This window comes from Allobosea sp. 10N428 (assembly GCF_056394545.1).
This window is the reverse complement of record NZ_JBFTIC010000003.1, coordinates 555823-570233: the sequence shown is the minus strand read 5'-3', so window position 1 is coordinate 570233 and position 14411 is coordinate 555823. Positions and strand designations below refer to the sequence as shown.

At 65.3% G+C, this 14411-nt stretch carries 16 protein-coding genes; 11 read left to right on the top strand and 5 right to left on the bottom strand.

Annotated features, from left to right (window positions below; all coding sequences use genetic code 11):
- Window positions 1-18: 18 nt before the first annotated feature.
- Together AC1DDA_RS12995 and AC1DDA_RS12990 are read left to right on the top strand one after the other, a co-directional pair.
- A complete protein-coding gene (locus AC1DDA_RS12995; protein ID WP_476796041.1) occupies window positions 19-1323 on the top strand; it encodes an NAD(P)H-dependent oxidoreductase in 1305 nt (434 codons plus the stop codon).
- Between the two features lie 56 nt (window positions 1324-1379).
- Window positions 1380-2513 (top strand): PQQ-dependent sugar dehydrogenase, encoded by a 1134-nt coding sequence (locus AC1DDA_RS12990; protein WP_476796040.1) that lies wholly within the window; start codon window positions 1380-1382, stop codon window positions 2511-2513.
- Window positions 2514-2534: 21 nt separating this feature from the next.
- On the opposite strand, the gene AC1DDA_RS12985 is transcribed toward AC1DDA_RS12990, so the two are convergent.
- From AC1DDA_RS12985 to AC1DDA_RS12975, 3 genes are all read right to left on the bottom strand, one after another.
- Window positions 2535-2831: a hypothetical protein gene (locus AC1DDA_RS12985; protein WP_441512079.1), complete on the bottom strand. Its 297-nt coding sequence runs from the start codon at window positions 2829-2831 to the stop codon at window positions 2535-2537.
- Window positions 2832-2889: 58 nt separating this feature from the next.
- Window positions 2890-3246 carry a DMT family protein gene (locus AC1DDA_RS12980; protein ID WP_476796039.1) on the bottom strand — a complete coding sequence of 119 codons (357 nt, stop codon included), beginning with the start codon at window positions 3244-3246 and terminating at the stop codon, window positions 2890-2892.
- Between the two features lie 73 nt (window positions 3247-3319).
- The gene (locus AC1DDA_RS12975) at window positions 3320-3580 is read right to left on the bottom strand and encodes a SemiSWEET family sugar transporter (protein ID WP_476796038.1); all 261 of its coding nucleotides are present in this window, start codon (window positions 3578-3580) and stop codon (window positions 3320-3322) included.
- A 135-nt stretch (window positions 3581-3715) separates the two neighbouring features.
- Here AC1DDA_RS12975 and AC1DDA_RS12970 point away from each other — a divergent pair, with 135 nt between their 5' ends.
- The 6 genes from AC1DDA_RS12970 (at window position 3716) to AC1DDA_RS12945 (ending at window position 9065) form a co-directional block, all read left to right on the top strand.
- Entirely contained in the window at window positions 3716-4900 is a 1185-nt protein-coding gene (locus AC1DDA_RS12970; protein WP_476796037.1) for a lytic murein transglycosylase, read from the top strand.
- Window positions 4901-4973: 73 nt separating this feature from the next.
- Window positions 4974-5363, top strand: a complete 390-nt coding sequence (locus AC1DDA_RS12965; protein ID WP_476796036.1) for a RidA family protein — start codon at window positions 4974-4976, stop codon at window positions 5361-5363.
- A gap of 110 nt (window positions 5364-5473) precedes the next feature.
- Entirely contained in the window at window positions 5474-6583 is a 1110-nt protein-coding gene (gene leuB, locus AC1DDA_RS12960) for a 3-isopropylmalate dehydrogenase (protein WP_476796035.1), read from the top strand.
- Window positions 6584-6763: 180 nt separating this feature from the next.
- Window positions 6764-7720 carry a protein-methionine-sulfoxide reductase catalytic subunit MsrP gene (gene msrP / locus AC1DDA_RS12955; RefSeq protein WP_476796034.1) on the top strand — a complete coding sequence of 319 codons (957 nt, stop codon included), beginning with the start codon at window positions 6764-6766 and terminating at the stop codon, window positions 7718-7720.
- Between the two features lie 82 nt (window positions 7721-7802).
- Window positions 7803-8378 (top strand): methylated-DNA--[protein]-cysteine S-methyltransferase, encoded by a 576-nt coding sequence (locus AC1DDA_RS12950; protein ID WP_476796033.1) that lies wholly within the window; start codon window positions 7803-7805, stop codon window positions 8376-8378.
- 135 nt (window positions 8379-8513) lie between these two features.
- Window positions 8514-9065, top strand: coding sequence for an NADPH-dependent FMN reductase (locus AC1DDA_RS12945; protein ID WP_476796032.1), 552 nt, complete (start codon window positions 8514-8516; stop codon window positions 9063-9065).
- Between the two features lie 547 nt (window positions 9066-9612).
- Here AC1DDA_RS12945 and AC1DDA_RS12940 read toward each other — a convergent pair.
- A complete protein-coding gene (locus AC1DDA_RS12940; RefSeq protein WP_476796031.1) occupies window positions 9613-10503 on the bottom strand; it encodes a LysR family transcriptional regulator in 891 nt (296 codons plus the stop codon).
- A 320-nt stretch (window positions 10504-10823) separates the two neighbouring features.
- On the bottom strand, window positions 10824-11522 hold the full coding sequence (locus AC1DDA_RS12935; protein ID WP_441512088.1) for an IclR family transcriptional regulator: 699 nt from the start codon (window positions 11520-11522) through the stop codon (window positions 10824-10826).
- Between the two features lie 173 nt (window positions 11523-11695).
- Between AC1DDA_RS12935 and AC1DDA_RS12930 the strand changes: the two genes are divergently transcribed.
- The 3 genes from AC1DDA_RS12930 to AC1DDA_RS12920 all read left to right on the top strand — a co-directional run bounded on the left by AC1DDA_RS12930 (window position 11696) and on the right by AC1DDA_RS12920 (window position 14411).
- Window positions 11696-12481, top strand: coding sequence for an ABC transporter ATP-binding protein (locus tag AC1DDA_RS12930; protein ID WP_441512089.1), 786 nt, complete (start codon window positions 11696-11698; stop codon window positions 12479-12481).
- Window positions 12482-12575: 94 nt separating this feature from the next.
- Entirely contained in the window at window positions 12576-13340 is a 765-nt protein-coding gene (locus AC1DDA_RS12925; protein ID WP_476779348.1) for an ABC transporter permease, read from the top strand.
- A gap of 42 nt (window positions 13341-13382) precedes the next feature.
- Window positions 13383-14411 (top strand): ABC transporter substrate-binding protein, encoded by a 1029-nt coding sequence (locus AC1DDA_RS12920; RefSeq protein WP_476796030.1) that lies wholly within the window; start codon window positions 13383-13385, stop codon window positions 14409-14411.

The window sequence follows — 14411 nt, the reverse complement described above, 5'->3', positions numbered from 1 at the left end:
TCCGGACGGAGTGAAATCATGAACCTGATGCCCAAGCTCGCCGCCCGCCGCGAGGCCGGGAAGCCCGTGCGCGCGGCGCTGATCGGCGCCGGCAAGTTCGGCTCGATGTTCCTGTCGCAGGTGCCGCATATCGAAGGGCTCGAAGTCGCGGTCATTGCCGACCTCGACCCCGAACGCGCCAAGGTGGCCTGCCGCAATGTCGGTTGGGATGAGGCGCGGATCGCGCGGACGCGCTTCGTCGATGACGGCGTTCAGGCTGCCCGCGCCGATGGCGTCGAGGTGGTGCTGGAAGCGACCGGGCATCCGGCTGCCGGTGCCCGGCACGCCCTGGCCGCGATCGAGGCCGGGCGCCATGTCGTCATGGTCAATGTCGAGGCCGACGTGCTGGTCGGGCCCCTGCTGGCCAAACGCGCCCAGGAGGCCGGCGTCGTCTATTCCATGGCCTATGGCGACCAGCCGGCGCTGGTCTGCGAGATGATCGACTGGGCGCGGGCGACCGGCTTCACCGTCGCGGCTGCCGGCAAGGGCACCAAATACCTGCCGGCCTATCACAACGTCACGCCCGACGATGTCTGGACGCATTACGGGCTGACGCCGGAGGCGGCGAAGGCCGGCGGCATGAACCCGCAGATGTTCAATTCCTTCCTCGACGGCACCAAGTCGGCCATCGAGATGGCGGCGATCGCCAATGCTTGCGATCTCGACGTGCCGGAGGCGGGCCTTGCCTTTCCGCCCTGCGGCGTCGACGACCTCGCTCATGTGCTGCGCCCGCGCGGCGTCGGCGGGCAGCTCGAACGCGACGGCATGGTCGAGGTCGTCTCCTCCTTGGAGCGCGACGGGCGGCCGGTCTTCCGCGACCTGCGCTGGGGCGTCTATGTCGTGCTGAAGGCGCCGAACGATTATGCCGCCGCCTGCTTCAAGCAATATGGCCTGCCGACAGACGCGACCGGCCGCTATGCGGCGATGTACAAGCCCTTTCACCTCATCGGCCTGGAATTGCCGATCTCGGTGCTGAATGCGGCACTCAGGGCCGAACCGACCGGCACGACTCGCGGCTGGCGCGGCGATGCGGTCGCTGTTGCCAAGAGGGCGCTCAGGGCTGGCGAGATGCTGGACGGCGAGGGGGGCTACACCGTCTATGGACGGCCGATGCCGGCGGCCGCGAGCCGCGCCTGCGGGGCGCTGCCGATCGGCCTCGCCCATGGCGTCAAGCTCAAGCGGGATGTCGCAGCCGGCCAAGCGGTGACGGAGGCGGACGTCACGCTCGACGACAGCCAGCCGATCGTCTCACTTCGCCGTGAGCTCGTCGCAACGGCTTGGTGATCGGCGGCGTTCCCTTTTATCTCTGACAGGCTCGGAGGATGGATAGGGAGATGGCGATGCGGCTCGTATCGGTGGGAAGAGCGTTCGTAGCAGCAATGCTGGCGGCACTCATTACGGACGCTGCTGATGCCCAGCAACGTTTCCCCTCCAGCGCGGGCGAACTCGCGGTCGAGACTGTCGCCACCGGGCTGGAGCATCCCTGGGGTCTCGCCTTCCTGCCGGATGGGCGCATGCTCGTCAGCGAGCGTCCCGGGCGGCTGAGGATCGTCGAGGCGGATGGCAAGCTGTCCCGCCCGATCACCGGCGTCCCTAGCGTGATGGCGCGGGGGCAGGGAGGTTTGCTCGGCCTGGCGCTCGATCCGGCCTTCGCGCAGAACCGGCTCGTCTACTTCTCGTTCGCGGAGCCGCGTTCGGGCGGCAACGGCACCAGCGTCGGGCGCGGGCGCCTCAACGAGCCGGGCACGGCGCTGACCAATGTCGAGGTGATCTTCCGGCAGATGCCCACGATCAGCTCCAACATGCATTTCGGCTCCCGCCTCGTCTTCGACAGGACGGGGGCGCTCTTCGTCACGGTCGGGGACCGCTACAGCCAGCGCGACCAGGCGCAGAACCCGGCCAATCATCTCGGCAAGACCATCCGCATCCGCCCAGACGGCGGCGTGCCGGCCGACAATCCAAAGAAGCAGGGCTGGGCGCCTGAGGTCTGGTCGATCGGTCATCGCAACGTCCAGGGCGCGGCGCTACACCCCGACACGGGCCAGCTCTGGACGGCCGAGCACGGCGCGCGCGGCGGCGACGAGATCAACACGCCCAAGGCCGGGCTGAATTATGGCTGGCCGGTCATCACCTACGGCGTCGATTATTCCGGTGCGAAGATCGGCGAAGGCACGGCGAAGCCGGGGATGGAGCAGCCGCTGTTCTACTGGGATCCGTCGATCGCGCCCTCGGGCGCCGCCTTCTATACCGGCCCGATCTGGCCGGCCTGGAAGAACTCGCTCTTCGTCGGGGCGCTTGCGGGCCAGATGCTGGTCCGGCTCTCGACGCAGGGCGAGACGGTGACGGGCGAGGAGCGGCTGCTCACCACGATCGGCGAGCGTATCCGCGACGTCGTCCAGGGGCCGGACGGCTTCCTCTACCTGCTCACGGACGAGGACAACGGCAAGATCCTGCGGATGCGGCCGGCCAAATGATGGCCGCACATGTGTTTTGGATCAGGGACCGCAATCCCATTCGCGCTCCATGACGAAGACCTTGCGTGTGGCGAGGTGGCCGTTGGCGTCGAAGAGATCGCCGACATAATACTCGGTGCCCGCCGCGTCACGAGTGCTGCGCTCGACCTGGAGTGACCAGCCATAGCTGACCTGCTTGCCGCCCTGCCAGGCGCGGTGGACGGCGCTCGGCGAGGCGGCCGAGAGGATGCGGGCGCTTTCATCGCTGGGGCTGCAAGTAGGGCCGGCCAAGGCTGCCGCAGGAGCGAGCAGGAGGGCGCAGGCAATCAGTGCCGTCATTTTCAAGGCAGGAAATCCTATCGAGAGAGTTTGGGGAAAGGCGCCGGTGGGGCGTGTCTCAGCTCTTGGCGTGGAAAATGAAGAAGGCGCCCGCTGTGATCAGGGCAAAGCCGACAGCATGGCTCCAGGTCAAGGCTTCCTTGAGCCAGAGCACGGAGAAGCCGGCGAAGACGATGAGCGTGATGACTTCCTGCATCGTCTTGAGTTCGGCGGCCGAATAGACGCCCGAGCCGATGCGGTTGCCCGGCACTGCCAACATGTATTCCGGCAGGGCGATCATCCAGCTCGCGAGGATGGCGAGCCAGATCGCGGTGCTCTTGTAGCTGAGGTGCCCGTACCAGGCGAAGGTCATGAAGATGTTCGAGGCGAACAGCATCGCGATCGGCAGGATATGAGCTGCGGTCAGGGAGGGCATGCCGGGGGCTTTCTTCGCGACGGCCTGATCGATGACGACAGATTGCCGGCTCTTCGGAGGGCGGTTCCGGCCGTCAGCCGAAGCGGAGCTTCATGGTGATGATGACGAGGACGAGCAGGAGCGTGAGCGCATTGGCGGCGATGACCGGCCAGGACAGGATCTGGATGCCGTAGCTCAGCCACAGCGCAGTGCCAGCGGCAAAGAGCCCCTGCGTCCATAGCGAGATCGCGCGGGTGTCGCGGGTGCGGATCGTCCGCCAGGCCTGCGGCAGCCAGCACAGGCTGGTCAGCGCGGCTGCGGTGAAGCCGAGAAGCTCGATGGCGGCTGGCGACATGGCGGCGAATCGCAGGAAGAAGAGTTGCCTCCCCATAGCGGAATTCGTTCCTTCGTGCCGCCATTCTCGACGGTTAATCTCCGTTAACCACAGCGACCTAGCCTGTCCGAGAATCTGTCCGAATCGGTGGAGACCATGCGCGTCTATCAACTGGCTTTGCCACTCATCCTGCTTGCTTCCACAGCTTCGGCTCAAGGCAGCTTCCAGTCCTGCCTTGCGGGCCTGCGCTCGGAGGCGGCGGCCAAGGGCGTGTCGGGCGCGACCTTCGACCGGGCCATGGCCGGCGTCGAGCCGGACATGAAGGTCATCGAGGCGATGAACAACCAGCCGGAGTTCAAGACGCCGATCTGGGATTATCTCGGCACGCTGGTCGACGACGAGAAGGTCGCGGAAGGACGCTCGATGATGCGACAGCATGCTTCGACCCTTGCGGCGGCCGAGCAGCGCTTCGGCGTCGACCGCTACACCATTGCCGCTGTCTGGGGCGTCGAGAGCGATTTCGGTAAGGCGCGCGGCAAGATGCCGCTCGTGCAGGCGCTCTCGACCGGCGCTTGCCTCGCGCCGCGCCGCAACGCCTTCTTCAAGGGCGAACTGATCGCGACGCTGCAGATCATCCAGCGCGGCGACGTGCGGCCCGAGCGGCTGTTCGGCTCCTGGGCGGGTGCCTTCGGCCACACCCAATTCATTCCCTCGACCTATCTGCGGCTCGCCGTCGACGGCGATGGTGACGGACGGCGTGATCTGGTGGATTCCGTTCCCGACGCGCTGCATTCGACCGCGAACTTCATGGCCAAGGCCGGTTGGGTGACGGGTGCGACCTGGGGCTACGAGGTGCGCGTGCCCGATGGTTATTCCGGCCCGACCGGACGCAACCCCAAGCACCCGGTCTCGACATGGGCGGGGCGCGGCATCGTGAAATACGACGGCTCCCCGCTGAACGGCAGCGGCAATGCCGGCCTGCTGATGCCGGCGGGGCGTAATGGCCCGGCTTTCCTCGTCTTCAAGAACTACGACGCCGCCTACAGCTACAATGGCGCGGATTCCTATGCGCTCGCCATCTCGCTGCTCTCCGACCGGCTGCGCGGCAAGCCGGGCGTGCAGGGCGAGTGGCCGACCGACGATCTGCCGCTTTCGCGCGAGCAGCGGCGCGAGCTCCAGCGCCTGCTGATATCCCGCGGTTACAATGTCGGCGAGCCGGACGGCGCGGTGGGGTCGCTGACCCGGACGGCGATCAAGGAGATCGAGGGCAAGCTCGGCATGCCGCAGACCGGGCGGCCGGGCGAGAAAGTGTTGCGCGCGCTGAAAGGCGGGCGAGTTTGAGGTCCAGAAATCGGGTGGCGTCGGGAACGCATTTCGGGGAAGCGTTTCTTCCATATCCTCTGGAGACGCCTGCATGACACGCCGCCTGATTTCCACCGGATCGCCCTTCGAGCGCTCCTTCGGCTATTCGCGCGCTGTCGTCGACGGGGATCTCGTCTTCGTTTCCGGCACGACGGGCTACGACTACGCCACGATGACGCTGCCGGAGGACCCGGCCGAGCAGGCGCGCAACATCTTCCGCACCATCGGCTCCGTGCTGGAGGAGGCGGGGTCTTCGCTGTCACAGGCCATGCGGGCGCAGTACTTCGTCACCGATCGCAGCTATTGCGAACCGGTTCTGGCCGTCTGCGGCGAGTTTTTTCGCGAGATCAGGCCCGCGGCCGGCATCTATGTCGTCGCCGGGCTGCTCAGGCCGGAGATGAAGATCGAGATCGAGGTGACGGCGCGCCTGACGAAGGGCTGACCGCGCCACGGCGTGAACAGGACAGGCTTGCATTCGCATGCTTGCGCGCCGGGCGCTGCGCTCGTAATCACCCCGCCAACGCAAACACGCGACAAGGCGAGGCGACGATCATGGCGACCCATAAGCTCCTGCTGCTCCCCGGCGACGGCATCGGCCCCGAGGTGATGGGCCAGGTCGAGCAGATCGTGTCCTGGTTCGGCAAGCAGGGCCTCGCCTCGTTCGAGATCGAGAAGGGGCTGGTCGGCGGCGCGGCCTATGACGCGCACAAGGCGGCGATCTCCGAAGGCGACATGAAGCTGGCGCAGGACGCCGACGCGGTGCTGTTCGGCGCGGTGGGCGGCCCGAAATGGGCCGATGTGCCCTATCAGCACCGCCCGGAAGCCGGCCTGCTGCGCCTGCGCAAGGATCTCGGCCTGTTCGCCAATCTGCGCCCGGCGATCTGCTACCCGGCGCTGGCCTCGGCCTCGTCGCTGAAGCCTGAGGTCGTCGAGGGGCTCGACATCCTGATCGTGCGCGAGCTCACCGGCGGCGTCTATTTCGGCGAGCCGAAGGAGATCGTCACGCTGGAGGACGGCTCCAAGCGCGGCGTCGACACCCAACTCTACACCACGCCGGAAATCGAGCGCATCTCGCGCGTCGCCTTCGAGCTGGCGCGCACCCGCCGCAACAAGGTCTCCTCGGCCGAGAAGCACAACGTCATGAAGACCGGCGTGCTCTGGAAGCAGACGGTCACCGCGCTGCACGCGGCCGAGTACAGCGATGTCGAGCTGGAGCATGTGCTGGCCGACAACTGCGCCATGCAGCTCGTGCGCTGGCCGAAGCAGTATGACGTCATCGTCTGCGACAACCTGTTCGGCGACATCCTCTCCGACGTCGCGGCGATGCTGACTGGCTCGCTCGGCATGCTGCCCTCGGCCTCGCTCGGTGCCGAGGACAAGGCCACCGGCAAGCGCAAGGCGCTTTATGAGCCGGTCCATGGTTCGGCGCCGGATATCGCCGGCAAGGGCCTCGCCAACCCGATCGCGATGATCGGCTCCTTCGCCATGGCGCTGCGCTATTCCTTTGGCGCGGGCGAGGTGGCCGACCGGCTCGAGGGCGCGATTTCCGACGTGCTTGGCCAGGGCACCCGCACCAAGGACATCGCCGCTGATGGCGCCAACGCCGTCTCGACCAGCGAGATGGGCGCCGCGATCATCAAGGCGCTGGAAGCGCGTGGGTGAGCTGATTCCGCCGCGTCATGGTCGGGCTTGCCCGACCGTCTCCGGCAGAATCTGGCTGGTTTACAAGATGGTCGGGTCAAGCCCGACCATGACGGCTGGAGCAAGCCTCTCCCCCTCGTGAATTGCGGAGCCTCCGCTTTCATGGCCTAACAGCGCCATCGAAAGCGGAGTGTGTCCGTCATGCTGATCAAGCGCCGTGCCGGCTGGGAAATGCCGGAAAGCGAGGCCACGCCCGAGAGCGCGTTCCTCAACCGCCGCCAGTTGATGAGTGCCGGAGCGGGGCTGATCGCAGCCGCAGCGTGGCCGGGCCGTGCCGGGGCGGAGGCGCCCGATCCGACGCTCGACCTCTACCCCGCCAAGCGCAACGACGCCTACAAGCTCGACGTGCCGCTGACCAAGGCGGAGGATGCGGCGAACTACAATAATTTCTACGAATTCGGGATGTCGAAGGACATCGTCGATGCCTCGCAGCGTCTGGCGACACGGCCCTGGTCGATCCAGGTCGACGGCATGGTCGAAAAGCCGTTCGAGATCGGCTTCGACGATCTCGTGCGCAAGCTGCCGCTCGAAGAGCGTCTTTACCGCTTCCGTTGCGTCGAGGCCTGGGCGATGGCCGTGCCCTGGACCGGCATTCCGCTCAAGTCGTTCGTGGCGCTGGCCAAGCCGCTCTCGGGCGCGAAATACATCCGCTTCGAGACGTTCCTGAACCCGCGTGTCGCGCCCGGCCAGGGCCAGCGCTGGTACCCTTGGCCCTATACGGAGGGGCTGACGATCGCGGAGGCGACGAACGAATTGCCGCTGCTCGTCACCGGCATCTACGGCAAGCCCTTGCCGACGCAACACGGCGCCCCGATCCGGCTGATCACGCCGTGGAAATACGGCTTCAAATCGGTGAAATCGATACGGAAGATCAGCTTCGTCGCGGAGCGGCCGAAGACCTTCTGGGAAGGGCTGCAGGCTTCTGAATACGGCTTCTGGGCCAATGTTAACCCGGCCGTGCCGCATCCGCGCTGGAGCCAGGCGAGCGAGCAGGTGCTGGGCTCGCGGGACCGGCGCCGGACGCTGATCTACAATGGCTATGGCGAGCAGGTTGCCGGCCTCTACAAGGGGTTGGAGAACGAGCGCCTGTTCATGTGAGGGAGCAGGTTTCGGGTGCCCAAGCCGAGCGGGGCCATGGTAGCGTGCAGCTACCATGCAGTTGGAACGGCACGAAACGCCCATGGCTATCCAGCATTTCCATCTCTTCGACACCGCGATCGGCCCCTGTGCGCTGATCTGGGAGGGTGAGCGCTTCGTCGGCGCGCAATTGCCCGAACGCGACGAGGATACGGCGCGCAGGCGACTGGCGCGGCGCTATCCGCAGGCTGACGAGGCAGGGGCGACCGGCTTCGTCGCCGAGGCGGTAGCCGGCATCCGGGCGCTGTTCGATGGCGAGAAGCGTGAGCTGGCCCATCTGCCGGTCGCGCTGGAGACGGTCTCCGACTTCAGCCGCAAGGTCTATGAGGTCGCGCTCTCCATTCCGCCGGGCGAGACATTGACCTATGGCGAGGTGGCGCAGCGCATCGGCGAGCCCGGCGCGGCGCGGGCCGTTGGCGTCGCGCTCGGCCAGAATCCCTGGCCGATCATTGTGCCCTGCCACCGCGTGCTGGCGGCAGGCGGCAAGACTGGCGGCTTCTCTGCCGATGGGGGCGTCGAGTCCAAGCTCAGAATCCTGACCATCGAGAAGGCGCGCACGAGCGCCGAGCCTGGCCTGTTCGGGGAGCTGCCGCTTGCGGCACGGCCTGCCCGACGCTGAGTCGCGCAATCACCCGTTTTTCGTGCTCCTGTTTTCCTTGAAATCGCGCAATACGCGTTTGCAGCGAGGTTGCTTGCGAGGCGCGCGCAGGGGCCGCTACTGTTCGGGCCTTTCAACGCTTCTTCGAGAGGTATCATGGCCAAACTCAAGCTCGCCGTCATCGTGGGCAGCAATCGTCGCGATTCGATCAATCGCAAGCTGGCCCAGGCGCTGGTGAAGCTGGGGGCGAACGCCTTCGACGCGTCCTTCGTCCAGATCGACGACCTGCCGATGTTCAACCCGGATCTTGAGCCACAGCGGCCGGAGCCGACGCTGCGGCTGAAGCGAGAGATCGAGGCGGCTGACGCGATCCTGATCGTGACGCCGGAACACAACCGCTCGATCCCTGCGGTGCTCAAGAACGCCATCGACTGGGCCTCTCGGCCCTATGGCCAGAACTCCTGGGCGAACAAGACCGTGGCTGTGACGGGCACCAGCAGCGGCGCGGTCGGCACCGCCGTGTCGCAGCAGCAACTGCGCATGATCCTGACCAACCTTGTCGGCGTCGTGGTTGGCGGGCAGGTCTTCATCACCTTCAAGGATGGCCTGATCGACGCGGAGCACAACATCACCAATGAAGGGACGCGGGGCTTTCTGCAGGGCTTCCTCGATCAGTTCGCCGGGATTGCGACCAAGCTCGTGGCCTGACAAGCTGGCGCCCCTTCGCAAGCTTCCATCGCAGGCGCCGCCTTTCCGGGCTGCGCTTTTTTGCTGACCGGTGGCCAGGCAAAAAAAGAGCCGGCGTCCCCGAGGGGAGCCGGCTTTGAAAGTTTGAAACATCTGGCGAAACGCCAAACATCTCAGAGGGGAACGGCTGAAACGAACTCAACGCCGGGAGGAGATTGCGGAGCCCGTTCCGAACAACCGTGAGCACAATATCGGGCATGATCTGCCTTTTTGCAATGCAGCATAGTTTGGGGCCGCTATGCGTTATTTGCATGAGATAGTGGCAAATGGTACGAATTTGATCCTAAATGATTGAGAAATATGCATTCATTGCACGCGCTTCTGATGTGAGGGTGCAATTTTAGGTCGCTTAGCGGGGCATTTTCGCTCTTTTGGCGGTGTTTCCACGTTCCTGGTGTGCGGATTTGCCCGGGGATTACGCTGCTCTGGTCACAAAACTGTCAGAATAGAAAACGGGCGCCGTAGGCGCCCGATTCAATGGCCTTTCCAAGAAGGGCGCGGCCTGCTGTCAGTAGGTCCAGCGCTGGGCCTTTTGGATCAGGAAGTCGCGGAAGACCTGGACGCGGGCCACCGACTTCATTTCTTCCGGATAGACCAGATAGCTTTCGAGCTGCGGCATCTCGGTCTCGCGCATCAACTGCACGAGCGGGGAGCCGGTCTCGATCAGATAGTCGGGCAGCACGGCGATGCCGGCGCCCGAATCCACCGCGCGCTTCATGGCGGTGATGTTGTTCACCGTCAGATGGATCGGCCGCGGGTTGCGCTGGTCGCGTCCCATCGTGCCCAGCCAGTGCACCGCTGTCAGATAGGAGGGCGAGGTGCCCCCGAAGGACAGGATGCGGTGGTTGTCCAGATCGTCATAGGCCTTCGGCTCGCCGAAGCGCTTCACATAGGCAGGCGAAGCGTAGACGTGGAAGTGCACCGTGAAGAGCTTGCGCTGGATCAGGTCCGGCTGCTGCGGCTGGCGCAGGCGGATCGCGATGTCGGCTTCGCGCATCGACAGGTCGAGCTCCTCATCCGTGAGGATGAGCTCGACCCGGATGTCCGGATAGAGATCCATGAACTCGGCGAGGCGCGGGGTCAGCCAATGGCCACCCAGGCCGCGCGTGGCGGTAACCTTGAGCTCGCCGGAAGGATGCTCGCGCGTCTCCGAAAGCTGCGAGCGGGTCCGTTCCAGGCGCTGCGTCATCTCGCGCGCCGCCCGCCAGAGCAACTCGCCCTGTTCGGTCAGGATGAGACCCCGCGTATGCCGATGGAACAGCGGCGCGCGCAGCTCTCGCTCAAGCGCCCCGATCTGCCGGCTGACGGCCGATTGACTCAAGCCGAGAACATCGCCAGCTTTGGTGAAGCTGCCTGACTCCGCGACCGTATAAAAGATTCTAATGCGGTCCCAATCCACCGCGCTTCCCCCGCTATGCGTTTTTTGCATGATGGGGGATAAAGCCGCTGTGCGTCAATGTCCGTGTGGCAAATGTCGCCCATTATCCGTACTTAATCTGGTGACTAAACCCATCAGCTTCGGTGATGAGTACGTAAAGGGCGGCTGCTCGGCAGCTTCCCCTGATGGGCGCGCAATGGCGGCTTGCTGCCGCCTGTTGTGGCCGATCAGTGTGACCGGCCAAAAGTCGAATATGGCTCGCCCAAGGATCTGCATTGGCCAGGGGGCTCGGGCGAAGGTCCGGCGGCCCCGGCTGCACTGTCGATATCCCGAAAACGCGCTTATTCAGCCGGCAGCCGCGCTGCGAGATTCGTCGCTGCTGGCACGATCGCTGCCACCAGCTTGCGCTGGGCCTCCTCGTCGAAGCGGCTCATGAGCGTTGAGAGCGAGAGCGCGCCGCGCAAATGGCCGGCGCTGTCGATGACCGGGGCGGATACCGCCGCCACTTCGGGATCACGCTCTCCGCGCGAAATCACCAGGCCAGCGTCCCGGATTGCTTGCAACGAAGGATCGTCACGTTCGGTGAAGGCGAGCAGCACGCGCCCGGCGGCGCCGCGGCCGAGCGGGAGGCGCACGCCCTCATCAAGGTGATGGCGGGCCGAGCGCGGCGAGTTGAGCCGATAGAGGCAGATGCGCTGATCGCCGTCGCGGATGTAGAAGGAGGCCGTCTCCTGCGTCGCCTCGACCAGGGCACGCAGCGTCGGGCGGACATATTCGCCGAGATCGAAGCTCCGGCGATAAAGCGAGCCCAGCCGCCAGAGCTCCGGTCCCAGGCGAAAGGCGCCGTCGCTTCCGCGCGTCAGGAAGCGCGTGTGCTCAAGCGAGGCGGCCAGGCGGAGGATCGTGCTTTTGTAGAGCCCCGTCCGCCGGGCCAATTCGGCAAGGCTCAGCTCCTGGGCCTGCTCACTGAACGCCGTGAGAATGGCCAGAGCCCGCTCCACCGCGTCGACTCCCTCCCGCTTCGTGCCGGGTTCGGACATGTCTACCTCGTCATCAAAATCGTTCTGCCTAATAGAACGTAACTTTCTGCATTGTGCAAGAAGGCCGATATCACGCTGATTTTATGTTCCGCTTAACAGAACGTCCGTTGACCAGCCATCCGCTCTCTGTTAGAAGCGCAGCAAAATAGAATGCTATTCTATCAGGAGGAACGATGACCGAGGGAACAGCAGCCGTTCGGCTGCACGACGTCGCTGTGCGCTTTGGCGCCTTCACCGCCGTCGGCAACATGAATCTCACTGTGGGAGACACCGAGTTCGTGGCTGTGGTCGGGCCGACCGGCTGCGGCAAGTCGACCATTCTCAACGTCGTCACCGGATTGCTTCGCCCGGCCGCCGGCGAGGTTGCCATCTTCGGCAAGCCGCTCGAGGGCCTGAACGGCGACAGCGGCTACATGCTCCAGCAGGAAGCGATCCTTCCCTGGAAGACCGCCGAGGACAATGTCGCGCTGGGCCTGATCTTTCGCGGCATGGCCAAGGAAGAAGCGCGAGCCAAGGCGCGGGCCTGGCTCGCCAAGGTTGGATTGAAGGGCTTCGAGAAGCGCTATCCCCACCAGCTCTCGGGTGGGCAGCGCAAGCGCGTCGCCATGGCGCAGACGCTGATCATGGAACCGCGCATCGTCCTCATGGACGAGCCGTTCTCGGCGCTCGACGTGCATACCCGCCGCCTGATGCACCGGATCCTGCTCGACCTCTGGCAGGCCGACCGCCGCTCGCTCGTCTTCATCACTCACGATCTCGACGAGGCGATCACCCTGGCCGACCGAGTCGTGGTCATGTCCGCAGGTCCCGCCAGCCGTGTGGTCGGGGAGGTCGACATCACCTTGCCCAGGCCGCGCGACGTCTCGGCGCTGGCGACCACCGACGCTTTCGTCAGCCTCTACCGGGAGATCTGGAATCTCCTCGGCGCCGAAGTGGAGAAGAGCTATGTCGTCCAGTAAGTCGCAGACGCTCGCCTTTGCGCCGCCAGCGGGTGCCGCCTCCTCCGAGGATGCCGTCGAGGCGCGCCGGCGCAGCGCCGCTTCCGCCTATCGCATGAAGGTCAGGCTGACCCGGCTGGTGCTGATCGGCGGCTTCTTCGCCGCCTGGGAAACCGGCGCCAGATCCGGCCTGATCGACCCGTTCTTCTTTCCGGCCCCTTCGGCCATCGTCGGGCGCATCGCGCAATGGTTCGCCGAGGGCGACATCTGGGGCGACCTCGGCATCACCCTGCTCGAGACCGTGCTGTCCTTCGTGCTGGGTGTGACCGGCGGTACCGCGCTCGGCATCTGGCTCGGCCTCTCGCGCTTCGCCGCCGACGTCATCCAGCCTATCATCAAGGTCTTCAACGCCATCCCGCGCGTGCTGCTGGCACCGATCTTCGTGATCTGGTTCGGCCTCGGGCTCGCCTCCAAGGTCGCGCTCGGCATGACGATCGTGATCTTCATCGCCTTCTTCAACACCTATCAGGGCGTGCGCGAGGTCAATCCGGTCGTCCTGGCCAATGCCCGCCTGCTGCGTGCCAGCAAGCTCTCGCTGCTGCGCCATGTCTATATCCCGTCGGCGATGAGCTGGATCCTGTCGTCGCTGCGCGTCTCGGTCGGCATGGCGGTGATGGGTGCGGTGGTCGCCGAATATCTGGGGTCCTCGATGGGGCTCGGCCATATCATCGCGCAGGCCGAGGGCGTGATGGACGCCACCGGCGTCTTCGCCGGCATCGTCGTGCTCTCCGTCTTCGTGGTGCTGCTCGATCTCGTGGTCGACCGCCTCGAGAAGCGGCTCCTCGTCTGGCGTCCGGCCCCCTCGCATGATGACGCCTGACCCGCATCGCAACAACAAACATAACCGAGCAGGAGGAAACAGATGACATCGTTCGCAAGCCGGGCTGCGGCCCTCGCCATCGCGCTGCTGCTTCCGGCGGGCGCTGCGCGCGCCGCCGAGCCCGAGCACAAGGCGGTCACCATCGCCGTCGGCTCCGTCATTCTCAACTACATGCCGCTGGCGCTGGCCGATTCCCTCGGGAACTTCAAGAAGGAAGGCCTCGACGTCACCATTCAGAACTTCCAGGCCGGTGGCGCCAAGGCGCTCCAGGCACTGGTCGGCGGCTCGGTCGACGGCGTGGTCGGCTTCTACGACCACACCATCCAGATGCAGGCGAAGAAGAAGGACATCTCCTGCGTCTTTCTGCTCAACGACGTCCCCGGCATCGTGTTCGGCGTCCGTGCCGATCTCGCGGACAAGGTGAAGAGCGGCGCCGACCTGAAGGGCATGAGGGTCGGCATCACCACGCCGGGTTCCTCGACCGACATGATCGCCCGCTACTACGCCAAGGTGAACGGGCTTGGGCCACGCGACGTCGAGTTCATCGGCGTCGGCAGCGGTGCCCCTGGTATGAAGGCGCTCGAAAGCAAGGCGGTCGACGTGCTCGGCTTCTACGATCCGACCGCGACCATCCTGACGCGCAAGAACGCCGTGAAGATCCTGTTCGACGGCCGCACCGAGGAAGGGTCGAAGAAAGCTTTCGGTGGCGTCTATCCGACCGCCTGCCTCTATCTCAACCAGAGCTATATCGACAAGAATCCGGAAACCGTGCAGCGCCTCGCCAACGCCATGTTGCGGACCGTGCGCTGGATTCATTCCAACAGCCCGGAGGCTGTCGTCGATGCGATCCCGTCGGCCTACAAGCTCGACGATCGCGTGCTCAACATCGAGATCATGCGTGCCTCGACGGGTCTGTTCTCCAAGGACGGCCGGTTCTCGCCTGACACCCTGAAGACGCCGCTCTCGGTGCTCACCGCCTATGATCCCGCGATTGCCGCGGCTGGCATCGACCTCTCCAAGACCTACACGAACAAGTTCGCCGAGGAAGCCGCAAGGCGGATCGGCAAATAA

Excerpts from the sequence above, each read along its gene's own strand:
- AC1DDA_RS12985 (WP_441512079.1), bottom strand. The coding sequence starts at position 2,831 with ATGACGGCACTGATTGCCTGCGCCCTCCTGCTCGCTCCTGCGGCAGCC.
- AC1DDA_RS12930 (WP_441512089.1), top strand. The coding sequence starts at position 11,696 with ATGACCGAGGGAACAGCAGCCGTTCGGCTGCACGACGTCGCTGTGCGC.
- AC1DDA_RS12950 (WP_476796033.1), top strand. The coding sequence starts at position 7,803 with ATGGCTATCCAGCATTTCCATCTCTTCGACACCGCGATCGGCCCCTGT.
- AC1DDA_RS12945 (WP_476796032.1), top strand. The coding sequence starts at position 8,514 with ATGGCCAAACTCAAGCTCGCCGTCATCGTGGGCAGCAATCGTCGCGAT.
- AC1DDA_RS12980 (WP_476796039.1), bottom strand. The coding sequence starts at position 3,246 with ATGCCCTCCCTGACCGCAGCTCATATCCTGCCGATCGCGATGCTGTTC.
- AC1DDA_RS12995 (WP_476796041.1), top strand. The coding sequence starts at position 19 with ATGAACCTGATGCCCAAGCTCGCCGCCCGCCGCGAGGCCGGGAAGCCC.
- AC1DDA_RS12920 (WP_476796030.1), top strand. The coding sequence starts at position 13,383 with ATGACATCGTTCGCAAGCCGGGCTGCGGCCCTCGCCATCGCGCTGCTG.
- AC1DDA_RS12970 (WP_476796037.1), top strand. The coding sequence starts at position 3,716 with ATGCGCGTCTATCAACTGGCTTTGCCACTCATCCTGCTTGCTTCCACA.
- msrP (WP_476796034.1), top strand. The coding sequence starts at position 6,764 with ATGCTGATCAAGCGCCGTGCCGGCTGGGAAATGCCGGAAAGCGAGGCC.
- leuB (WP_476796035.1), top strand. The coding sequence starts at position 5,474 with ATGGCGACCCATAAGCTCCTGCTGCTCCCCGGCGACGGCATCGGCCCC.
- AC1DDA_RS12965 (WP_476796036.1), top strand. The coding sequence starts at position 4,974 with ATGACACGCCGCCTGATTTCCACCGGATCGCCCTTCGAGCGCTCCTTC.
- AC1DDA_RS12925 (WP_476779348.1), top strand. The coding sequence starts at position 12,576 with ATGAAGGTCAGGCTGACCCGGCTGGTGCTGATCGGCGGCTTCTTCGCC.
- AC1DDA_RS12975 (WP_476796038.1), bottom strand. The coding sequence starts at position 3,580 with ATGTCGCCAGCCGCCATCGAGCTTCTCGGCTTCACCGCAGCCGCGCTG.
- AC1DDA_RS12990 (WP_476796040.1), top strand. The coding sequence starts at position 1,380 with ATGCGGCTCGTATCGGTGGGAAGAGCGTTCGTAGCAGCAATGCTGGCG.
- AC1DDA_RS12935 (WP_441512088.1), bottom strand. The coding sequence starts at position 11,522 with ATGTCCGAACCCGGCACGAAGCGGGAGGGAGTCGACGCGGTGGAGCGG.